The sequence below is a fragment of the Williamsia sp. 1138 genome (assembly GCF_002095435.2).
Lineage (GTDB): Bacteria > Actinomycetota > Actinomycetes > Mycobacteriales > Mycobacteriaceae > Williamsia.
Window position 1 is genome coordinate 46,363 of record NZ_MJEJ02000050.1, and the last position, 23,234, is coordinate 69,596.

The following is a 23,234-nucleotide window of genomic DNA, read 5'->3' on the forward strand; positions in this document are numbered from 1 at the left end:
GTGGTGTATCTCGATCAGGTCGGGTTGGGGGGTTCGGGCCTGTGTCAGCTCAGACCGGGCGGATCAGCAGGCTTGCGCTGGTGTGGACGGTGGCGGCGTGTCCGGGCAGGACCAGGGTCGTCGAGTCCATCTCGGTGATCACGGCGGGTCCGGTGACCACGTTGCCTGCCAGCAGCTTTGAACGGTCGTAGATCCCGGCGGAGACATGCGCGCCGTCCATCCAGACCTCACTCGTCCGGGCGAGCGCAGCGGACGCGTCGGCGTCGCCTTCCGGCAACGCCTTCCACGCCACCTCGGGTCGCGGACCACTCACCGTGACGCGCAGATTGATCACCTCGCGCTCGTTTTTCAACAGGAAGGAAAACAGCCGCTGGTGCTCGGCGTCGAAGGCCTCACCGAGTCCGGCGAGGACCTCGCCCCCTGCCAGTACCTCCGGGTCCAGATCGACGGGGATCTCGAATCCCTGGCCGTGGTAACGCAGATCCACCTGATACTTGGCGGTCTGCTGGTCGGCGGGCACCCCCTCGGCCGCAAGTCTGGCGGCGGCGGACTCGGCCAACTCCGCCAGCGCCGAACGCAATTCGTCGTCTGTGGTCTCGGAGAAGGCGCGGATCAGGGTGCGGGCGCTCTCGTCGCGCAGACAGGTTGTGGCGTCACCGTAAGCGCACAGCACGCCCGGCGAGGGCGGCACGATGACGGGCCACGATCCGGTGAGCTTGCCCAGCGCGTTGGCGTGTAGCGGACCGGCGCCACCGAACGACACCAGCGCGAATTCCCTGGGGTCGAAACCCTGCTGAACGCTGACCAACCGCAGTGCACCGAACATGTTCTCGTTGACGATATCGACGATGCCCGCCGCAGCGACCTCGGGACTCTCCAGCCCCATCGCGTCCGCGACCCCTGCGACCGCGGTACGCGCGGCGTCGACGTCGAGCGTGACCTCACCGCCCGCCAATTCGCTGGGCAGGTAACCCAATACGACGTTGGCGTCGGTGACGGTCGGTTCCGTGCCCCCGCTGCCGTAGGCCGCCGGTCCGGGATCGGCACCAGCGGACTGCGGACCCACCCTCAGGGCCTTGGTCAACTCGGGGACATGGGCGATCGAGCCGCCGCCGGCTCCCACCGTGCGGACGTCCACGCTGGTGGCCCTCACCGCGAGATCACCCACCTTGGTCTCTCGGCCGATGCGGGGCTCGCCTTTGAGTACGAGTGCCACATCGGTGGAGGTGCCGCCCATGTCGAAGGTCAGGAAATCGGTGAATCCCGCTTGCTCGGCGAACCAGACAGCGCCCGTCACGCCGCCCGCAGGCCCCGAGAGCAGCAGGGAGACGGGATCCTCCGCGGCCTTGGCCGACTGGACGAGCCCACCGTCGCTGCGCAGGATCGACAGCGGGGCCTCGATCCCCTTGTCCCGCAGGGTTGCGTCGAGGTTGCGGACGTATCGCGACACCTCCGGCTGTACGTAGCTGTTCGCAACCGTGGTCAGGGTCCGCTCGTACTCGCGCATCTCGGGCAGCACGTGACTGGAGATCGACACCGGGATGCCGGGCAACTCTTCGGCGGCCCACGCGGCGACCTGCTTCTCGTGGGCATCGTTGGCGTAGGAGTTGATCAACGAGATCGTGAGCGCCTCGATCCCCGCCCCCGACAATGAGCTCAGTGCCGCACGGGCCTGACCTTCGTCGAGGGCCGTCACCTCCGATCCGTCGGCGGCGAGCCGGCCGACCACCTCGACGGTGTCCTCGAGCTTGGCCAACGGTTCGGGTTTGGGCCAGATGATCCAGCCGGCCAGTCCACCCGGCACGAAGGACCTGGCGATCTGCAGCACCTGTCGGAATCCGTCGGTGGTCACCAGCCCCACCTTGGCGCCCTTGTGCTGCAGGATCGCGTTGGTGGCGACCGTGGTGCCGTGGAGCACCTGACCGACTTCAGAGAAGTCGATACCTGCTTCGGCGCACACCTTGGTGACGCCGTTCATCACGCCGATCGACTGATCAGCGGGGGTCGAGGGGGTCTTGGCCCGGAACGTGGTTCCGGAGGTCTCTTCTAGCAGCAGCACGTCGGTGAATGTGCCGCCGACGTCAACTCCGAGCCGATAACGCATGCGGATCTCCCGTGATGGTTGGGGTGTGGCCAATGATGGTTGGGGTGTGAAGGGCTGGTGTCAGATGGTGCCGCGCTCGGCGAGCGCGGCCTGGTCGGAGTCGGTGAGTCCGAGCAGTGCGCCGTAGATGTCGGCGTTGTGCTCACCGAGTGCGGGGCCGGCGTGCCTGACGGCGCCGGGGGTCTTGCTCAGCTTGGGGAACACTCCGTGCATGGGGAACTCCCCGAAATCCGGGTGGGCCAGCTTCACGATCGCCTCACGCGCCGCGAAGTGCGGATCGGCGAACATGTCACTCGCGGTGTAGATCCGGCCGGCCGGGACCCCCGCCTCGTGGAGCAACTCAAGCAGTTCGTCGGTGCCGCGCTCGACGGTCCACGACGCGATCAACTCGTCCAACTCGTCCATGTTGAGCCCGCGCGAGGCGTGGTCACGGTACCGCGGATCGTCGATCAGATCGGTCCGGTCCATGGCAGTCGCCAGACGCCCGAACACACTGTCCTGGTTGGCCGCCACCAGGATCATGCTGTCTTCCTTGGTCGGATAGACGTTGCTCGGGGCGATGTTCGGTAACACCGAACCCGTGCGCTCACGCTGATATCCGCCGATGGCCCATTCAGGCAGGAGCGACTCCATCATGGCGAGCACGGCCTCGTAAATGGCCGAGTCGACGACCTGCCCGACACCTGTCTTTTCTCGATGGTGCAGGGCGGCCAGGACACCGATCGTCGCGAAGACCGCTGCCAGGGAATCACCGAGTGAGATCCCGGCGCGGGACGGGGCATTCGTCGGATCACCTGTCACATAACGAATCCCACCCATCGCCTCGCCGATCGAACCGAACCCGGCCCGGGCGGAATACGGACCACTCTGGCCATAACCGCTGACCCTGGCGACGATCAGCCCCGGATTGATCTTGTGCAGTTCTTCGACACCGAGGCCCCATCGCTCGAGTGTCCCCGGCCGAAAGTTCTCGACGACCACGTCGGCCTCGGCGATGATCTGACGGGCCAGATCCTGGCCTTCAGGACTTCGGAGGTTGCAGGTCACCGACTTCTTGCCACGGGCGACGACCGGCCACCACAGCGACTTGCCATGTGCCTTCTCGCGGCCCCACTGTCTCATCGGGTCGCCCACCCCCGGTGATTCGAGTTTGATCACCTCCGCACCGAAGTCGGCCAGCAGCTGACCGCAAAAGGGCCCGGCCAACAGCTGTCCCATCTCGACGACCCTGAGGTCGGTCAGCGGTCCGGCGGGTACGTCTGCAGTTGTCATCGCATGAACTCCTCACTCGGCCGGGCATCGACGACCGGCTCGGGATCTACTGTGAGCGCTTGTAACAGCACTGATTTGGCGGCTCGTACGTGTGCTCGCATGACCGACTCGGCCCACACCTCGTCGCGATTGCGTAACGCCGCCACCAGATCCCGGTGGTGAGCACAGCTGCGGGCGAGATCTTCGGGGGCATAACGGTGGAACGTGCGCATGACCAGCGGCAGCTGGATGACGGCACCGAGCATGGTGGTGAGCCGATTACTGGCAGCGGCAGCCCGCACGATGGCGTGGAACTCGTCGTTCAGCTGCGCGACGAGGTCGAGACGTTGCCCGGATCCGGGAACTGCGGCGACCTCCATCAGGTCACACAGTTCGGTCATGCGATCGAGGTCCTTGCCGTCGATACGGCTCGCTGCGCGGACCGCGGCCATGGCCTCGAGGGTCATCCGGAGGTCGTATATCTCCTCCAGGTCATCGGCTGTCCACTCGTAGACCCTCGCCCCGCGGTGGGGCAAGACCTCGACCAACCCCTCCATCTCCAGCCGGCGCAGAGCTTCACGCACCGGCGTCCGGCTCGTATCGGTCAGCTCTGCGATCTCGACCTCACCGAGCCGGGCGCCGGGCTGGTAGCGGCCATCGACGATGGCATCCCGGATGTGCGCGTACACCCGGTCGACAGCACGAGTCATTGATATCTCCGCTTCTCGCTATTGTTCACAATCTAAGTTGAGAAATCGATTCTGTCCCGGTTTCGGGTGTTAAATGTTTATTTCGCGGGACCTATTGCATACAACATAGGCCGCGGGCAAGATGGACCAATGACTGCGACAACTCTGGTGGAGGTCAGCCCGCGCGACGGGCTACAGAATGAGCAGACCCTGCTCTCGGTGGACGAGAAGGTCGAGCTGATCGCTCGCAGCGTCGCCGCAGGAGTGAAGCGCATCGAGGCCGTGAGTTTCGTCAATCCCAAGAGGGTGCCGCAGATGGCGGGCGCCGAAGAGGTGATGGCGCAGGTACCTCGATCGGCCGACGTGTCGTACATCGGGCTCGTCCTGAACCGCCGGGGTCTCGAGCGCGCCTTGGCGGCGGGGGTCGATGAGGTCAACGCAGTGGTGGTCGCAACCGACGAGTTCAGCACCAGAAATCAGGGTTGCACCGTGGCTGAGGGCATTTCGGCCTGGGAGGACATCGCAGCCGACGCCCGGGCAGCCGGGGTCCGCACGACGGTGACCGTTGCGGCATCGTTCGGCTGTCCATTCTCCGGCGAGGTCGATCCCGCGTGGGTGATCGAACTCGCCGACAGACTGGCCCAAGCCGGCCCTGACGAGATCGCCTTGGCAGACACCATCGGTGTGGGGGTACCCGCACAGGTCCGCACCCTGGCGACAGGTGTCGGGCGGGTCGCGCCAGATGTGCCCCAGCGCTGGCATTTTCACAACACCCGCAACACCGGGTACGCCAATGCCCTCACCGCACTCGAGACCGGAGCGGACGCCCTCGACGCCAGTATCGGCGGTTTCGGCGGCTGCCCCTTCGCGCCTGCGGCCACAGGCAACATCGCCTCCGAAGATCTCATCTATGCGCTGAACCGGTCCGGCGTCAGTACGGGAGTCGCCCTCGGGACACTCACCGACGCCGCCACCTGGCTGGGCGCGCGGCTCGACAAGGACGTGCCCGCACTGCTGGGTCGGGCAGGCAACTTCCCGGACGCCTGAACCGGCCGGAGGCCGATAGGGTTAGACTCGCCGGTGCAGTTGGTTTGACGACAACCAGGTCTGGTGCGGAGCCCCGCGGTGACCGACTGTCGTCAGAGAAGCGCCGAGTAACGGCGTGAGAGGGAACCCGGTGAGAATCCGGGACTGTCCCGCAGCGGTATACGGAAACGACCGCCGTCAGAGCACTGGGGAATACCTGGGAAGCGACGGTCAGTAGGTTCGGCAGGTGCGTCCACCGTGGCGCAGGCCGAGTGCCGTGAGTCCGAAGACCTGCCCGCTGTGCCGGACACGCCGTGTCCGGCGGCTTGCTGCCTCGTGGAATGGGCGGGTTGCCGGAGACAAGCCATGGGCGGAGCTGTGCCCACCCGTGGCGGCTTTTGGGGCTTCTTCGGCTGTCCGTCTTCAGGTGGCGACCATTCCGTCGCAATTTTGGAGGACGTCCATCGTGACTGCCGAACTCTTCACCACCACCATCACCGGCGCCGCCCGGATCGGGCCGAACCGGGAACTCAAGCGCGCCACCGAGTCCTATTGGGCCGGACGAATCGACCGCAGTGAGCTCGACAAGGTGGCCGCCGGCCTGCGCCGCGACACCTGGACTGCACTGAGCATGGCAGGACTCGACTCGGTGCCGGTCAACACCTTCTCGTATTACGACCAGGTCCTCGACACCGCTGAGCTCCTCGGCGCGCTGCCGAAGCGGTATGCCGGGATCGACGACGACCTCGACCGCTACTTCGCCGCCGCCCGCGGGACCAGCAACGTCGCTCCATTGGAGATGACCAAGTGGTTCGACACGAACTACCACTATCTGGTCCCCGAGATCAGTGACGAGATCAGCTTCACCCTGCATCCGCAGAAGGTTCTCTCCGAGCTCGAAGAAGCTCGTGCTCAGCGTGTTCCGGCCCGGCCCGTCGTCATCGGGCCGATCACGTTCCTGCTGCTCAGCAAGGCCACCGGAGGCGCTGCCGACCCGACAGGAGACGAAGCGCAGCGGAGCTCGACCAATCCCATGAGCAGGATCGACGAGCTGACGCCGCTGTATGTGGATCTCCTCGGCAAGCTCAAGGAGGCCGGCGCCTCCTGGGTGCAGATCGACGAGCCTGCGCTGTGCACCGACCTGAGTCCGGAGGTTCTTGCCGCCGTCAGCCGGGTGTACAAGGCGATCGCCGCCGACTACAGCCGGCCGGCCATCATGGTCACGAGCTACTTCGGCGACCTGCGTGAGGCCTTGCCGGTGTTGGCCAAGACCAGCGTGGAAGCCCTCGGTCTCGACCTCGTCAGCGCCGATCCCGACGCCATCGCCGCCGTCCCTGAACTCCGGACCAAGCACGTCGTCGCGGGAGTGGTGGACGGCCGCAACATCTGGCGCACAGATCTCGACAAGGCGCTTGCCACCCTGGGCACGCTTCTCGGCTCCGTCGGTTCACTCGCCGTCTCCACATCGTGCTCGACCCTGCACGTGCCCTACAGCCTCGATCCCGAGGACGAACTCGATGAGGAGCTGCGGAGTTGGCTGGCATTCGCGGCGGAGAAAGTAGCCGAGGTGGTGACGCTGTCGCGGGCGCTGCGCCACGGACGCGACACCGTGCGTGACGCATTCGCCGCATCGGCCGCGGCACGTGCCTCACGTGAGGCCGATCCCCGGCTGCGCAACAACGACATCCGTGCGCGGTTGTCGTCGGTGCTCTCCGGTGGACTGACCCGCGGTCCGGCCGCGGAGCGCCTGATCGAACAGACCGAGCGCCTGGGCCTGCCTGCGCTACCGACCACCACGATCGGCTCGTACCCGCAGACGTCGGCGATCCGGGTCGCCCGCGCGCAGCGCCGGTCCGGCGAGATCGACAACGCCGAATACGAGCGGCGCATGCAGTCTGAAATCGCCAATGTCATCACGTTGCAGGAGGAGCTGGGGCTGGACGTGCTGGTCCACGGTGAACCCGAACGCAACGACATGGTGCAGTATTTCGCCGAGCAGCTGGACGGGTTCTTCGCAACAGCAAACGGATGGGTGCAATCGTACGGAACCCGTTGCGTGCGGCCACCGATCCTCTACGGCGACGTCGCGCGCCCGACGCCGATGACCGTCGACTGGATCACCTACGCACAGTCGTTGACCAGCAAGCCGGTCAAAGGCATGCTGACCGGCCCCGTGACCATCCTCGCGTGGTCGTTCGTCCGCGATGATCAGCCGCTGGCCGAGACCGCGAATCAGATCGCGCTGGCGATCCGTGACGAGACCGTGGACCTGCAGTCGGCCGGGGTGGCGATCATCCAGGTGGATGAACCAGCATTGCGAGAGTTGTTGCCGCTCCGCGCATCCGACAAGACGGAGTACCTGGCCTGGGCCGTCGGTGCATTCCGCTTGTCGACGTCGGGTGTTGCCGACTCGACACAGATCCACACGCACCTGTGCTACTCGGAGTTCGGTGAGGTCATCGGTGCGATCGCAGATCTCGACGCCGATGTGACATCGATCGAGGCCGCCCGGTCACACATGGAGGTACTCGAAGACCTCAATGGCATCGGTTTCTCGAACAGCGTCGGACCGGGTGTCTACGACATCCACTCGCCACGCGTCCCGTCGACCGGGGAGATCATCGAGTCGCTGCGCAGCGCACTCGAGGCCGTTCCCGCCCAGCGACTCTGGGTCAATCCCGACTGCGGCCTCAAGACCCGCGGGCAGGCCGAGGTGAAGGAGTCGCTGCAGAATTTGGTGGCCGCCACCGCTGCGGTCCGGGCCGAACTGGCTTAACCGATGATGTGCCCTTCTGGCGGACGCGACCTGGGGTTTTGTTCGCCAGAAGGGCACAGTTCGGGAGTCGGTGAATCCGTTCAAAGAGGCCGACGGTCGCGCGGTCTACTCGAGTTCGATGAGGAGGTCGCCGCCTTCGACGCTCGAAACCGAGCTGATGGCAACGCGTTTGACGGTGCCACCCTGCGGGGCTGTGATCGCGGCTTCCATCTTCATCGCTTCGATGGACCCGATCGCGGCTCCGGCGGCCAGTTGTTCGCCGGGTTCGACGACGATGGTCACGACGCCGCCGAAGGGTGCGGCGATGTGTTTGGGGTTGGCGGCCTCGGCCTTTTCGGCAACGGCTTCGGTGACATCGAGCGACCGGTCGCGGACTTGGACGGGGCGGAGTTGTCCGTTGAGGATGCACATGACCGTCCGCATCCCGCGTTTGTCCGGTTCACTGATCGCCTCCAACCCGATCAACAACTCCACGCCGGGTTCGAGTTCGACGCGGTGCTCATCGCCGTAACGCAGGCCGTAGAAGAACTGGTTCGCCGAGAGCCTGGAGGTGTCGCCGTAGGCCTTCTGGTGCTCTTCGTACTCGCGAGTCGGCCCGGGGAACAACAACCGGTTCAATGCCGCCCGCCGCACGTTCTCCTCGGGCGACTCCAACTGCGCAGTGTCGTCATCCGAGAGCGCGACAACCGGTTTGGGCTCAGCCCTCCCTTCCAAGGCGCGGGTGCGCAGGGGTTCGGGCCAGCCACCGGCCGGGTCGCCGAGTTCGCCGCGCAGGAACCCGATGACCGAATCAGGGATGTCGTAGGCGGTGGGATCTTCGGCGAACTCGGTCGCAGAAATGCCTCGACCGACCAGCGTCAATGCCAGGTCCCCGACGACCTTCGACGACGGGGTGACCTTGATCAACCTGCCCAGCATGTGATCGGCGTCGGCGTAGGCGCCTTCGACGTCTTCGAACCGGTCCCCCAACCCCAGTCCGATGGCCTGTTGGCGCAGGTTCGACAGCTGCCCGCCCGGGATTTCGTGGGTGTACACCCGACCGGTCGGGGCGGGGAGGCCAGATTCGAACGGGGCGTACACCTTGCGCAGTGCTTCCCAGTACGGCTCGAGATCGCACACCGCCGCCAGATCCAGACCGGTGTCGTACTCGGTATGCGCCGTCGCCGCGACGATCGCCGACAACGCCGGCTGCGATGTGGTCCCGGCCATCGCCGCCGACGCACCGTCGACAGCATCAGCACCGGCAGTCCACGCCGCCAGATACGTCGCGAGCTGCCCGCCGGGGGTGTCGTGGGTATGCACATGCACCGGCAGGTCAAACCGACTCCGCAACGCCGACACCAGGATCGACGCCGCCTGCGGGCGCAGCAGACCGGCCATGTCCTTGATCGCCAGAATGTGTGCGCCGGCCTCGACGATCTGCTCGGCCAACCGCAGATAGTAATCGAGGGTGTACAGGTCCTCGGCCGGGTTCGACAGATCCCCGGTGTAGGACAGGGCGACTTCGGCGATCGTCGTGCCGGTCTCGCGGACCGCGTCGATCGCCGGCCGCATCTGATCAACATTGTTGAGGGCGTCGAAGATCCGGAAGATATCGATACCGGTCGCCGCAGCCTCTTTCACGAAGGCGGTCGTGACCGATTCCGGGTAGGGGGTGTACCCGACCGTGTTCCGGCCGCGGAGCAGCATCTGCAGGTTGATGTTCGGCATCGCCTCACGCAGCTCGGCTAGGCGCTCCCATGGGTCTTCCTTCAAAAACCGCAGCGCCACATCGTAGGTCGCGCCGCCCCAGCACTCCACCGACAACAGTTGCGGCGTCAGCGCCGCCACATACGGCGCCACCGCGACCAAACCGCTGGTCCGTACCCGGGTTGCCAACAAGGATTGGTGAGCATCGCGGAACGTGGTGTCGGTGACCCCCAACGCTGTCGATGCCCGCAGATCAGCAGCGAAACCGGCGGGGCCGAGTTTCAGCAAACGTTGCCGCGAGCCATCGGGCGGCGTCGAGATGTCGACATCGGGCAGCTTGTCGCGCGGATACACCGTCGCCGGGCGTTCACCGTGCGGCTTGTTGACCGTCACATCAGCCAAGTAGTTCAAAATCCTGGTGCCGCGGTCCGCCGACACCCGTGAGGTCAGTAGTTGGGGGCGTTCTTCGATGAACGAGGTGGTGACCCGCCCGGCGCGGAAGTCCGGGTCATCGAGCACTGCTTGCAGGAACGGGATGTTCGTGGCGACCCCGCGGATCCGGAACTCGGCCACCGCCCGCCTCGCTCGCGCGACCGCGGTCTCGAAATCGCGGCCACGACAGGTGAGTTTGACCAGCATCGAATCGAAATGCGCCGACACTTCAGCACCCAATGTGGCGCCACCATCGAGGCGCACGCCCGCACCACCCGGGGTGCGGTACGCGGTGATCCGACCGGTATCGGGGCGGAACCCGTTGGTCGGGTCCTCGGTGGTGATCCGGCACTGCAACGCCGCACCCCGGATCTGCACGGCGTCCTGCGACAACCCCAGATCCGACAAGCTCTCGCCGGAGGCGATGCGCATCTGCGACTGCACCAAATCGACATCGGTGATCTCTTCGGTCACGGTGTGCTCGACCTGGATCCGGGGGTTCATCTCGATGAACACATGCCGGCCCTCACGGTCGACCAAAAACTCAACCGTCCCGGCACACGAATATCCGATCTTGCGCGCGAACGCGACGGCATCGGCGCAGATCTTCTCCCGCAACCCCGGCGGCAAATTGGGTGCCGGCGCCAACTCGATCACCTTCTGATGCCGACGCTGCACCGAACAGTCGCGTTCGAACAGGTGCATCACATTTCCGTGTTGATCGGCCAGGATCTGCACCTCGATGTGGCGGGGTTCGATGACGGCTTGTTCGAGGAACACTGACGGATCACCGAACGCCGAATCAGCCTCCCGTGCGGCGGCCTCGATCGCCTCCCGCAGACCCTCGATGGTCTCCACCCGCCGCATACCCCGGCCACCACCACCGGCGATCGCCTTGACAAACACCGGGAAGGTCATCGACTCGGCCGCAGCCATCAACTGGTCCACATCAGCTGAGGCCTCCGACGAGGCGAGTACCGGCAGACCGGCCTCGCGAGCCGCAGCGATCGCCCGAGCCTTGTTACCCGTCAACTCCAAGATGTCCGAGCTGGGCCCGACGAAGGTGATCCCCGCCTCCGCGCACGCCGCCGCCAGGTCCGGGTTCTCCGACAAAAAGCCGTACCCCGGATAAATCGCATCCGCACCCGCACGCTCGGCGGCGGCGATGATCTCGGGCACCGACAGATACGCCCGCACCGGATGCCCCGGCTCACCGATCTGATACGCCTCATCAGCCTTCAACCGATGAACAGAATTACGGTCCTCATACGGAAACACCGCCACCGTGCCCGCACCCAACTCATACGCAGCACGAAACGCACGAATCGCGATCTCACCACGATTGGCCACCAACACCTTGCGAAACATCAACGCTCCTCCACGCTTGCGGACACTGGACAACCTCACCACGACTTCACCCGGCGCGGTGCAGCGAATCGCAGAATGCGACCGCCGACCTCAGGCGGTCGACGTCGCCTCCGCTGGTTTCCTGCACGGCCTGACAACTCTACGACCGAACGTAGAACTCACAGAGGGTCAGGCACTGAGTGTGCGTTGCACGGGGCCGCTGTAGTCGCTCAGTGGGCGGATCAGCGCATTGGCTCCTTCCTGCTCGATGATGTGTGCGGTCCAACCCGTGATGCGGCTCATCACGAAAATCGGGGTGAACGACTCGATCGCGAAACCCATCAGGTGATAGGCCGGGCCGGTCGGGAAGTCGAGGTTCGGCTTGATGCCGGTCGCGGCGTGCATCGCCTCTTCCAACACGTCAGAGATTGCCAGCCAGCGGCCGCCGTCAGTCTGCGCGGCGACGTCGATGAGCGCCGCCTTCATCGTGGGTACGCGGGAATCGCCGTGTTTATAGACTCGGTGACCGAATCCCATGATCTTGTCCTCGTTGGCAAGCTTGGTCTCCAGCCACTCGCGCGCCCGCTCCGGCCGATCGATCTCGATCATGTCGTGCATGACGGCTTCGTTCGCACCACCGTGCAGCGACCCCTTCAGCGCCCCGATGGCCGCCGTGACCGCGCTGTAGATGTCCGACCGGGTCGAGGTGACGACGCGGGCGGCGAAGGTCGAGGCATTGAATCCATGCTCTGCGTACAGAACCATCGACTTCTCGAAGGCACTGACGATGACGGGATCGGGCACCTCACCGAAACACATGTTGAGAAAATTCTCGCTGTAGCCGAGGTGCATGTCGGGCGGGATCTGATCGAGCCCTCGACGGCGCCGCATGTCCGCTGCGACGATCGTCGGGAGCACCGCCATCATGCGTAGCGATTTGTCGAGATTCTGCGCGGCGTTGTCTTCCTCAGGGTCCTCGGCGCCGAGAAAACTGATCGCCGTCCGCACGACGTCCATCGGATGGCAGTTGTCTGGGATCCGGTTGAGCAGACTCAACAGAGATCGATCGGCACGTCGGTAGGACCGCTCGCGTTCAGTGAACGATTTCAGCTGACTGTCGCTCGGGAGCTCGCCGTGCCAGAGCAGAAATGCGACCTCTTCGAAGCTGCAGCGCGCCGCGAGGTCCTGCACCGGGTAACCGCGGTACGTCAGCGAGTTGGTCTCCTGCACCACCTTGGAAATGGCTGTGGTGTCGACGACCACGCCGGCCAACCCCTTGTGAATAGTGGGTGTGCTCATCGAGACCCTCCCGGGATCGTGAAGTCGAAGATGTTCTGGTCGAACTCGTTGTAATCGGGGTAGCGCAGGAGCTCGTACAGTCTGCTGCGGTGCTGCATGGTCTCGACGATCTCTGATTGCGTTCCACTGGAATCGATCTCACGTAGCCCCACCTCGATGGCGTACATCGCCAAACGCAGAGTGGTCACGGGGTAGATCACGGCGTTGAAACCGAGATCCTCGAGTTGGTTGGCGGAGAGCAGCGTGCTCTTGCCGAACTCGGTCATGTTTGCCAGCAGCGGGAGGTCCACCGCCTTCCGGAACGCCTCGAACTCCTCGGGACCGGTGAGGGCCTCGGTGAAGATGAGGTCCGCGCCGGCGTCGGCGTACGCCTTGGCCCGGTCGATCGCCGCGTCCAACCCCTCGATGGCGCGGGCATCGGTGCGGGCACAGATGACGAAGTTCTCATCTCTTCGCGCCGACACCGCGGCCTTGATCCGGCCGAGCATCTGCTCCGCGGGCACCACCGCCTTGCCGTCGAGGTGCCCACAACGTTTCGGATTGACCTGATCTTCGAGATGACAGCCCGCCAGGCCGGCATCCTCGAGCATCGTGATGGTGCGAGCGGCACTCATCGGTTCACCGAAACCGGTGTCCGCGTCAATCAGCGTCGGCAAATCGGTGGCCGCGGCGATCTGCCTGCCACGGTCGGTGACCTCGGACAGTGTCGTCAGGCCGATGTCCGGGAGACCGAGGTCGGCAGAGAGTGCCGCTCCGGAAACGTAGACACCTTCGAAGCCGATGTCGGCGACCAGTTTCGCCACCAGGGGCGAGAACGCACCCGGCATCCGCACGATAGAGCCGCTGCTCAGTCCGCGACGCAGCGCGATCCGACGATTCACGGCGCTCACACTGGAGCCGAGGAGATGACCCGCGCCCGAACCGCTTCGATGGCCCGCCATCAGAAGATCCCGTTCGGGATGACCGGAGCTGTCGCGAGCACCTCTGGGCGCACCAAGATGTTCAGTTCGCCGAGCCTTCCCGCGGGCAGTTCGGCGACGTCCGCGACGGTGGCAAGGAACCGATCCTGCTCCGCCGAGTCGATGACGGGCGCTGCCAAATCGGTGAACTTGCCCTCGTACTGCTTGCGGGCGAACGGTCGGGCGCCCTGTGGATGCGCGTCGGCCACAGCGAGTTCGTCGGTGATCACCTCACCTGACTTCAGCGTGACCACTGCACGGGCCCGAAGGCGCGTTTCTCCGGATCCGGGTTGTGGTAGCGCTCAGTCCATTCCGCATCCTCGACGGTGGAGATCTTGTTCCACAGTTCGATGGTGTCCGCTCGACCGGCACGCTCCGGGGCATACGACGTCTCGTGGTGCCAGACGCCGTCCTGCAGCGCGACCGTGAAGATATACATGACCGAGTGATCGAGGGTCTCGCGAGACGCCTTGGGATCGAATTTCTGTGGATCGTTCGATCCGGTTCCGATGACGATATGGGTGTGATTGCTGGTGCGCAGCACGATGGACTCGATCTGCGCGGTGTCACCGATCCGATCACGGAGTCGGCGGGCCAGGTCTATGGGGGCCTGACTCTGGTACTCGGCCGAGTGCTCCTTCGTGTAGCTGTCCAAGATCGCCCGCTTGGCCTCGCCGGCCTCGGGCAGCGGCACCTCATAGGCGCCATCCGGTCCGTCGAGCAGCCATGCGATCACACCGTCTTCACCCTCCCAAATCGGCGACGGGGCGCCCTCGCCGCGCATCGCGCGGTCTACAGCCTCGATGGCGATCTTGCCGGCATGGGCAGGAGCGAAGGCCTTCCAGCTGGAAATCGAACCCTTCCGTGACTGCCGGGTCGCGGTGGTCAGGTGCACGGCCTGTCCAACGGCTTGATGGATCGTGCCTTCGTCGAGGTGCAGCATGGTGCCCAATCCCGCGGCCGCAGAGGCACCGAGATGTGCGACGTGATCGATCTTGTGCTTGTGCAACGAGATTCCCCGAACCAGATCGATCTGGATCTCGTAGGCGGTGGCCAGACCGCGGATGAGGTCGACGCCGCTGACGCCGAGATGCTGTCCGACCGCGACCAGAGCGGGAATGTTGTCACCGGGATGCGAGTACTCGGCAGCGAGAAAGGTGTCGTGGTAGTCGAGTTCACGCACCGCGACACCGTTCGCCCACGCGGCCCACTCCGGCGAGAAGGCACCCGCGACCCCGAAGACGCCGGCGCCGCCATCGACGGCCGGGTGTGCGAGCGCCTGTGTCCTGGCGACCGTGACCGGTCGGCGGATCACGGAGGCCGCACTGACCGCCGCGTTGTCGATGATGCGGTTGCGCACCATCTCGGCTGTCTCCTCCGGGACGGCAACCGGATCTGCGGCAACCTCGGCGATCTTCTGCGCCAGGTGCTCAGAGCGCGGGAAATCGTCGGCGCTACGACGGGTCCGAACGATGTGTTTGATCATGATTCGCACAGTACGCAGAGCATCGAGCACCGGAAAAGACCTTGCTGATGCGTTTTTTTGTGTAAATCAGCGTTGCTGTTTGCGAACTTTGCGAACACCGACCCGCTACTGTGATGGCCGTGGCAAAGATGTTTGTCGGCTCCAAACTGCGTCGTCTCCGCGAGGAACGATCGCTGACCCAGTCAGCACTCGCGCAGGGACTAGGACTGTCCACCAGCTACGTCAACCAACTCGAGAACGACCAGCGCCCGCTGACCGTCGCGGTACTCCTCCGGCTCACCGACACCTACGACCTGCCCGCACACTTCTTCTCTGCGGACACCGACGCCCGGCTGATAGCCGACCTCGGCGAGGTGCTCGGCGAGCACTCCGAGGCAGCCGACATCCGGCAATCCGAACTCGACGAACTGATCGCCAGGATGCCCGCGGTCGGACGTACCCTGATCGGCCTGCATCGCAGACTCCATGCGGCCCAGACCGAACTCGAGACCTATCGGGCGGGCGCGGCGCCCGATCAGTCGGAGAACCCGGGAGTTGTCTTCCCGGCCATGCCCTTCGAGGAGGTTCGAGACTTCTTTTACGACCGCCGCAATCACATCCCTGAACTCGACCGAGCCGCCGAGACGACATTCGAGGCGCAGGGATTACGCGTCGGAGAACTGGACTCTCAACTGGCCGAATATCTTCTTCTCGAGCACGACGTGCGGGTTGTCATCGACAATGACGACGGCGAGATCGGCTCTCGTAAAAGGGTATTCGACTCAGAAACTCAGCTGTTGCGCATCGCGCAACGACTCGATGCCGGGCAGCGCGCATTCCAGATGGCCACCCAATTGGCGTTTCTGGAGCATGCCGACCGCATCGACTCGATCCTGGCGCAGGACAACACGCTCAGCGAACAGTCGCAATCGGTGGCCAGGATCGGCCTGGCCAACTACTTCGCGGGTGCCCTGTTGCTGCCGTACGACAAGTTCCGATCGGCTGCCGAGACCGAGCGCTACGACGTCGACAAACTGGCGCTGCGGTTTCAAGTCGGGTTCGAGACGGTCTGTCACCGACTCTCCACGCTGCAGCGCAACCGTCAACGCGGCGTACCCTTCATCTTCGTCCGGATCGACCGCGCGGGAAATATTTCGAAGCGTCAGTCTGCTACAGCTTTTCACTTCTCACGAGTCGGAGGAAGCTGCCCGCTGTGGGTCGCGCACGAAGCCTTCGCGCAGCCGGACAAGGTGCTGACCCAGGTGGCTCAGATGCCCGACGGTCGGACATATCTGTGGATTGCCCGCACAGTGCGGACCGCGTCGGCCGGGTACCGTTCGCCGGAGAAGATGTTCGTGGTCGCCCTTGGTTGCGATGTCGCCTACGCCGATCGGCTCGTCTATTCGACGGGCATCGCTGTCGACGATCCCGCCATCACCGTGCCGATCGGCGCCGGCTGCAAGGTGTGCGACCGCCCATCCTGTCCACAACGCGCATTTCCACAGTTGGGTAGGCCCGTGGTGGTCGACGAACGGCAGAGCAGCGATCTGCCCTACCCAGCCACCGTTCGCTGACCGGTGCCGCGTCCGGTCACTTGACCGGGGTGTCGTCGTTCTCGAGCGCCGCAGCGTCTTCGAAACCGGTTCCCCGGTCTTCCATCCGGTTGACCACGTACGTCACGCCCCACAGCACCACGCCCAGCAGCAGCATGACTCCAGCGATCTTGTACTGGATCATCTGGGTGTCGGTGCGAGCCCACGGCCCGGCGAGGAACAGACACAGCACCGCGCCCAGGACGGGGATCCAGACCGGGGCCCGGAAGAATGTCTTGTCCTGGGCTCGTTTGAGGACAAGGCACGCGACGTTCACGACTGCGAACACACACAGCAGCAGCAGGCCGGTTGTCCCGGACAGTGCCGCCACCACCTCATTACCGGACAACTGGTTCACGACGATGATGAGAGCGAACGAGAGGAGCGTCGTGAAGATGATCGCGGTCCAGGGCGAGCGGCGATTCGGCAGGACCTTACCGAGTGACCGCGGCAGGACCCGTTGTTTCGACATTCCGTAGATCAGCCTGCTGGCCATCAGCATGTTGATCAGGGCCGTGTTCGCCACGGCGAACACGGTCAGGTACGGAAAGATCTCATCAATCGGGACCGAGGGTGCACCGATCCGGACCACGTGCAGCAAGATCCCCTCATCACCGGAGTCGTAGTCCAGCGGCAGCACCGCGATCACCGCGACCACGACGAGAACGTAGATCAGGCAGGCAGCGCCCAAACCGGTGAGCATCGTCTTGGGGAAGATCTTCTGCGGTTCCTTGACCTCCTCGACCATGTTCACCGAGTCCTCGAAACCGACCATCGCGAAGAAAGCGATCGTCGTCGCGATCGTGGTGGCCAGGAACCAGCCCTTGTCGTTGGCGTCCTCGAACACCACCAGGTTCCCGATGTCGCCCTCACCGGTGCCGCGGCCGGCGGCCACAAACCCGATGACGATCACGATCATGAGGGCGAGCATCTCGACCAGGGTGAGAACGACGTTGAAACGGACCGATTCACCGACGCCGCGCAGGTTGATCAGCGCCAACAGCACCATGAAACCCAACGCGACAGCCAGTTGCGCACCCGTCCCCGTGGGGACGTTGAACCATCCGAGCCCATCGGCGTCGCTGAAGGATTCGTGCAAACCTTCCAACAAGTTGCCGGCAACGACATTCGACGACGTCGAGGCGCTGGTGATGCCCGAACACACCACGGCGAACGCCACGAGGAACGTGACGAAGTGAATACCGAACGCCTTCTGCGTGTACAACGCCGCACCCGCGCATTGCGGGAACTTGGTCACCAGTTCCAGGTAAGAGAACGCCGTCAACGTCGCAACAGCGAAGGCGAGGATGAACGGCAACCACGCCATGCCGCCGACGTTGTCGATCATCTGCCCGGTCACGGCGTACACACCGGCGCCGAGGATGTCGCCGACGATGAACAGCAGGAGCAGGCGTGGACCCATCACCCGCTTGAGTTCGGGTTCGGCCTTGGGTGGCGGATTGACTGTCGCTTGCGTCATTTCGGATCCTTCCATTGCCTGGAACAGATTCCAGCTAGCCTGTACCCGAATTGCCCGACTCGCAAATGGTAGGACTCCGAGGTGGTCCGCCGTGGCCAGTTGTCATTTTTCTGTAACTCCGTCGTCGTACGGTGGCGCCATGAGCACAATCATCGAGAACGCCTTCATCGTGACGATGGATGCGGGGCGACGTGAGCTGCGCAGCGGATCGGTGGTCGTCGTCGGCAACACGATCTCGGCGGTAGTTGACGGCGCTGTCGACGATGAGCTCCGAGACGCCAGTGAGGTGATCGACGGCACCGGATGCATCCTGACCCCGGGGCTGATCAACACCCATCACCACCTGTACCAGTGGATCACCCGTGGCCTGGCAGCCGATCACACCCTGTTCCAATGGCTCACCACCCTTTACCCCATCTGGGCGGGCATCGATGAGGAGGCCGTGAACGTCGCTGCCACAGGTGCACTCGGCTGGCTCGCGCTCTCCGGTTGCACCACCAGTACCGACCACCACTACGTCTTTCCCAAAGAAGGCGGTGACCTGCTGGCGGCAGAAATCCGTGCCGCGCAGGCCGTCGGAGTCCGGTTCCATCCGACCCGGGGGTCGATGGATCTCAGCGAGAAGGACGGTGGCCTGCCACCGGACAGCGTCGTGGAGACGATCGATCAGATCATGACCGCGAGTTCGGATGCCATCTCGCGGTGGCACGATCCGTCCCCCGACGCGATGATCAAGATCGCCCTCGCGCCGTGCTCCCCATTTTCTGTGACGGCCGACCTGCTGCGCGCGTCCGCGGAACTCGCGCGGGAGCGCAACGTCCGGCTGCACACGCACCTCGCCGAGACTGTCGACGAATCCGACTACACGGCAGAGCACTTCGGTTGCACTCCGCTCGAGTACATGGAGAGCGTCGGCTGGGTCGGTCCCGATGTCTGGTTTGCGCATGGCGTGCACTTCGACGACAGGTCCATCGCCACCCTGGCCGCAACGCAGAGCGCAATCGCGCACTGCCCCACCTCCAATGCCCGCCTCGGCGCCGGGATCGCCCGTACTCGGGATCTGCTCGCGGCAGGGGTCCCGGTCGGCCTCGGCGTCGACGGCTCGGCATCCAACGAGTCGTGCCGACTACTCGAAGAAGCGCATCAGGCCGTGATGATGGCACGGGCGATCGGCGGACCGACAGCGCTGACCACGCGGACCGCACTGGAACTGGCGACTCTCGGCGGCGCCAAGGTGCTGGGCTACAGCAATCTCGGATCCATCGAGCCGGGCAAGCTTGCCGACCTGGTGCTGTGGCGACTCGACGGCCTGGGTCACAGCGGCATCGCAGATCCGGTGGCCGCACTGGTCCTGGGTGATGTGCCACCCATCGAACGGTCCTGGGTCAACGGTGAGGTCGTCGTGAGCGGTGGCGAACTGACGGGTGTCGATGCCGAGGTGATCGCGGCGAAGGTGGCTGCGGCGCACATGGCACTGATCGCAAAGGCCGGCTGATGGACCTGCACACCATCGACTCGGTCTCGATGCCACGTACCCGCGCAGATCTCGCCGACCTGTGCGCGACCGACGGATTGATGGCGGGCGGAACGTGGTTGATGAGCGAACCGCAGTTGCATCTGCGCCGGATCGTCGACCTGAGCGGAATGAACTGGCCCGACCTGACCATGACCGACGCCGGACTCGACATCGCTGCGACCTGCAGCATCTCCTCACTCGTGACGGCCACCTACCCAGCGGATTGGGTTGCCACCACCGTGTTCCGGCAGGCCGCGCAGGCGTTGCTCGCGTCGTTCAAGATCTGGCAGAACGCCACCGTCGGCGGCAACATCTGCCTCGGTTTCCCGGCGGGAGCGATGATCTCGATGGCGTCCGCGCTCGACGCCGAGCTGCTGATCTGGCGGGCCGATGGGACCGACCTCCGCTGTTCGACAGCCGAATTCGTGACCGGGATCGCTCACACCATCCTGCGGCCCGGTGACGTCCTGCGGTCGATTCGGCTTCCCGCCACCGCACTACGGCAGCCGACGATCCTGCGCAAGACGGCGATGTCGCCACTCGGGCGGTCGGGGGCCGTGGTGATCGGCCGCGCAGCACCGGCCGGGATCGTCGTGTCGGTCACCGCCGCAACAGATGTCCCCTATGTGATCGCCACCGACTCCACAGCACCCACGCGTGTGCTCGAGCAGGTCTATGCGGCGATTCCCACCGACGCCTACTACTCCGACCCGCATGGCGAAGCCGGCTGGCGTCGGCAAGTGACAGGGGTACTCACGAGGGCTGTGGTCGTGGAACTGTCCGAGCCACGAATGAATGCATGAAGGGCGGTCGACCATGAAGATCAACGGTCAGTTCGTCGACGCCGTTCCGGCGCCAGGGCAATGCCTACGCTCTTTCTTGCGTGAACAGGGCCGGGACGATGTCAAGAAAGGTTGCGACGCGGGAGATTGCGGGGCCTGTTCAGTCCTCGTCGACGGCAAGGCGCAACACTCCTGCATCGTCCCCGCACACCGGGTCGCGGACGCCGAGATCACGACGGTCGCGGGCCTCGGGACACCGGAGAATCTGCATCCGATGCAGCAGAGGTTCGTCGACGCTGCCGGCTTCCAATGCGGATTCTGCACGGCCGGAATGGTTGTCACCGCGAGTGCTCTCGATGAGGATCAGCGCTCGGACCTGCCGAACAGCCTCAAGGGCAACCTGTGCCGTTGCACCGGTTACCGCTCCATCCGCGATGCACTCGACGAAGTGGTGGGCACCGAGAAGGTCGCACCCGGCGATCCCGGGGTGTCGGTGGGCAAATCCGTCCAGGCACCCGCCGCGCCGCGGATAGTGACCGGCACGGAGCCGTACACGATGGATCGCCTCCCCACGGATCTCGGCCACGTCGCAGTGATCGGCAGTCCGCACCCCCACGCCCGCATCGTCGCCATCGACACCACTGCCGCGGAACAGGTTCCGGGGGTGCGTGCGGTGCTGACCCATCGAGACGACCCCGGAGTGCTCTTCTCGACCGCCCGCCACGACAACCGGCTCGACGACCCGGACGACGGACGGGTCTTCGATGTCACCCTGCGCTTCGTGGGTCAGCGGGTCGCCGCGGTGGTCGCGGACTCGATGACCATCGCACGCAGGGCGAGTTCCCTGATCACCACCGAGTACGAGGTGCTCCCGGCCAACTTCGACCCCGCCCTCGCCACCGAGCCGGGCACGCCACTCGTACACGGTGACAAAGGTCCCGAGGCACGGATCGCCGACCCCGGGACAAACCTCGTCGCCGCACTGGACGGCACGGTGGGCGACATCGACGCAGGTATCGCGCTCGCGCGCGACACAGGCGGTGCGGTGGTCTCCGGCAGTTGGCAGACCGCCCGGGTACAGCACACGCACCTCGAGACCCACGGCGCGGTCGGCTGGCGCGATGACGAGGGTCGCATCGTGGTGCGCTCGAGCACTCAGGTGCCGTTCCTCATCCGCGACGAGCTGTGCCACATCTTCGACCTGCCGCGAGATCAGGTTCGGGTGTACGCAGCGCGGGTCGGCGGCGGATTCGGCGGCAAGCAGGAATTGCTCACCGAAGACCTCGTCGTGCTGGCGATGCTCAAGACCGGACGGCCGGTGGTCTACGAGTTCACCAGGACCGATCAATTCACCATCGCACCGTGTCGTCACCCCATGCGGGTCGACGTCACCGCCGCGGCAGGGGCGGACGGCGTGCTCACAGCACTGTCGGTGTCGGTGCTCTCCGATGCCGGGGCCTACGGAAACCACAGCGGCGGTGTGATGTTCCACGGCTGCAGCGAATCCGTCGCGCTCTATCGGAGTCCGAACAAGCATGTCGACGCACGCGCGGTGTACACCAACAACATTCCCTCGGGCGCCTTCCGTGGATACGGACTCGGCCAGGTCGCCTTCGGTATCGAGGGAGCCATCGATGAACTGGCGGCCCGCCTAGATATCGACCCGTTCGAGATGCGCAGAATCAATGTCGTCGTACCCGGTGATGATTTTGTGTCGTGGGAGATCGAGGAGGGAGATCTCGAGTTCGGCAGTTATGGACTGGACCAGTGCATCGATCTCGCACAACAGGCGCTGCTCGCGGGTCGAGCCGACCCGGTACGTGGGGGCGTCGAACTCCGGCAACTGCCCGAGTGGGAGATCGGAGAAGGCATGGCGGCGGCGATGATCGCCACCATCCCGCCACGAGGACACTTCGCCGAGGCCGCGATGACGCTGACCACCGACGGGGAGTACATCGCCGCGGTGGGTACCGCCGAGTTCGGCAACGGGACCACCACCGTGCTGACCCAGATCGCTGCCTCCGCGCTGGGGTGCCCCCCGGGCCAGATCACGATTCGGCAGGCAGACACCGACGAGATCGGCTACGACACCGGCGCATTCGGATCTGCCGGCACCGTCGTCGCGGGCAAGGCCTTGCGTTCTGCGTGTGATCGATTGCGGGCGAGCATGATCGATGTCGCAGCCCGGGCCCTGGACGTGGACCCGACGGCATGCGTACTGGGACCACAGGGCATTGCGGCCGGTTCGGACTTCATCGACCTGGCCAGAATCGCTGCGGCGTACGGCGGACCGGTGGCGGCGGAGGGCAAGCACGACGGTAGCCCGCGGTCGACCGCGTTCAATGTGCACGCGTTCCGGGTGGGGGTGAACACCTCCACCGGCGAAGTGCGGATCCTGCACTCGTTGCAGTCCGCAGACGCCGGAGTGGTGATGAATCCTCAGCAGTGTCGCGGCCAGGTCGAAGGCGGTGCGGCGCAGGCGATCGGCAGTTCTCTCTACGAAGAGATGATCCTGGAGAACGGTCACGTCATCACCCAGGTACTGCGCAACTACCACATCCCGCAGATCGCCGACGTCCCCGACACCGAGGTCTACTTTGCCGACACCTACGATGCGATCGGGCCGCTGGGCGCCAAGTCGATGAGCGAGGCACCCTACAACCCGGTGGCCCCTGCACTCGAGAGCGCCATCCGGAACGCGACCGGCGTGCGGGTGTACGAGCTACCGATGAACCCTCCGAGGGTCTGGCACGCCATCAACCGGTGATTCCGGGGCCGCATCGCCCTCTCCCACCCGTTTTCGCACGGCCCACCCGCGATTGCCGGT

Annotated in this window: 13 protein-coding genes, 1 pseudogene and 1 riboswitch; of the genes and pseudogenes, 6 read left to right on the forward strand and 8 right to left on the reverse strand. The window is 65.0% G+C overall.

Features of this window, described 5'->3' with window-relative positions:
• Positions 1-49: 49 nt before the first annotated feature.
• Genes BH683_RS21175 through BH683_RS21185 form a run of 3 tightly spaced genes read right to left on the reverse strand, consistent with a single transcriptional unit; the run spans position 50 to position 4,065 of the window.
• Complete coding sequence (locus tag BH683_RS21175; protein ID WP_084838266.1) at positions 50-2,104, reverse strand: hydantoinase/oxoprolinase family protein; 2,055 nt, start codon at positions 2,102-2,104, stop codon at positions 50-52.
• A gap of 60 nt (positions 2,105-2,164) precedes the next feature.
• Entirely contained in the window at positions 2,165-3,376 is a 1,212-nt protein-coding gene (locus tag BH683_RS21180; RefSeq protein WP_084838267.1) for a CoA transferase, read from the reverse strand.
• A complete protein-coding gene (locus BH683_RS21185; RefSeq protein WP_084838268.1) occupies positions 3,373-4,065 on the reverse strand; it encodes a GntR family transcriptional regulator in 693 nt (230 codons plus the stop codon). Before BH683_RS21185 ends, BH683_RS21180 begins: the two co-directional genes overlap by 4 nt.
• Positions 4,066-4,194: 129 nt before the next feature.
• On the opposite strand from BH683_RS21185, the gene BH683_RS21190 reads away from it, so the two are divergent.
• A complete protein-coding gene (locus tag BH683_RS21190; protein ID WP_084838269.1) occupies positions 4,195-5,091 on the forward strand; it encodes a hydroxymethylglutaryl-CoA lyase in 897 nt (298 codons plus the stop codon).
• A gap of 81 nt (positions 5,092-5,172) precedes the next feature.
• Positions 5,173-5,384, forward strand: a riboswitch (cobalamin riboswitch).
• Positions 5,385-5,536: 152 nt separating this feature from the next.
• The gene (gene metE, locus BH683_RS21195) at positions 5,537-7,846 is read left to right on the forward strand and encodes a 5-methyltetrahydropteroyltriglutamate--homocysteine S-methyltransferase (RefSeq protein WP_084838270.1); all 2,310 of its coding nucleotides are present in this window, start codon (positions 5,537-5,539) and stop codon (positions 7,844-7,846) included.
• 105 nt (positions 7,847-7,951) lie between these two features.
• Here the strand turns inward: metE and BH683_RS21200 are convergent, their stop codons facing one another.
• The 4 genes and pseudogenes from BH683_RS21200 to BH683_RS21215 form a co-directional block, all read right to left on the reverse strand.
• Complete coding sequence (locus BH683_RS21200; RefSeq protein WP_084838271.1) at positions 7,952-11,335, reverse strand: pyruvate carboxylase; 3,384 nt, start codon at positions 11,333-11,335, stop codon at positions 7,952-7,954.
• 168 nt (positions 11,336-11,503) lie between these two features.
• The gene (locus BH683_RS21205) at positions 11,504-12,613 is read right to left on the reverse strand and encodes a bifunctional 2-methylcitrate synthase/citrate synthase (protein WP_084838272.1); all 1,110 of its coding nucleotides are present in this window, start codon (positions 12,611-12,613) and stop codon (positions 11,504-11,506) included.
• Positions 12,610-13,554 (reverse strand): methylisocitrate lyase, encoded by a 945-nt coding sequence (gene prpB, locus BH683_RS21210; protein ID WP_084838273.1) that lies wholly within the window; start codon positions 13,552-13,554, stop codon positions 12,610-12,612. Before prpB ends, BH683_RS21205 begins: the two co-directional genes overlap by 4 nt.
• Positions 13,554-15,058, reverse strand: a pseudogene (locus BH683_RS21215) (MmgE/PrpD family protein). Before BH683_RS21215 ends, prpB begins: the two are co-directional and overlap by 1 nt.
• A 113-nt stretch (positions 15,059-15,171) precedes the next feature.
• Here BH683_RS21215 and BH683_RS21220 point away from each other — a divergent pair.
• The gene (locus BH683_RS21220; RefSeq protein WP_210405252.1) at positions 15,172-16,611 is read left to right on the forward strand and encodes a short-chain fatty acyl-CoA regulator family protein; all 1,440 of its coding nucleotides are present in this window, start codon (positions 15,172-15,174) and stop codon (positions 16,609-16,611) included.
• Between the two features lie 16 nt (positions 16,612-16,627).
• Here the strand turns inward: BH683_RS21220 and BH683_RS21225 are convergent, their stop codons facing one another.
• Positions 16,628-18,109 carry an APC family permease gene (locus tag BH683_RS21225; RefSeq protein WP_084838434.1) on the reverse strand — a complete coding sequence of 494 codons (1,482 nt, stop codon included), beginning with the start codon at positions 18,107-18,109 and terminating at the stop codon, positions 16,628-16,630.
• A gap of 139 nt (positions 18,110-18,248) precedes the next feature.
• Here BH683_RS21225 and BH683_RS21230 point away from each other — a divergent pair, with 139 nt between their 5' ends.
• From BH683_RS21230 to BH683_RS21240, 3 genes are read left to right on the forward strand one after another with little or no spacing between them, the layout of a single operon-like run.
• The gene (locus BH683_RS21230) at positions 18,249-19,604 is read left to right on the forward strand and encodes an 8-oxoguanine deaminase (RefSeq protein ID WP_084838274.1); all 1,356 of its coding nucleotides are present in this window, start codon (positions 18,249-18,251) and stop codon (positions 19,602-19,604) included.
• Positions 19,604-20,428 carry an FAD binding domain-containing protein gene (locus BH683_RS21235; protein WP_084838275.1) on the forward strand — a complete coding sequence of 275 codons (825 nt, stop codon included), beginning with the start codon at positions 19,604-19,606 and terminating at the stop codon, positions 20,426-20,428. The genes BH683_RS21230 and BH683_RS21235 overlap by 1 nt, the downstream gene beginning before the upstream one ends.
• A 13-nt stretch (positions 20,429-20,441) precedes the next feature.
• Positions 20,442-23,174 carry a molybdopterin cofactor-binding domain-containing protein gene (locus tag BH683_RS21240; RefSeq protein ID WP_084838276.1) on the forward strand — a complete coding sequence of 911 codons (2,733 nt, stop codon included), beginning with the start codon at positions 20,442-20,444 and terminating at the stop codon, positions 23,172-23,174.
• Positions 23,175-23,234 lie beyond the last annotated feature (60 nt).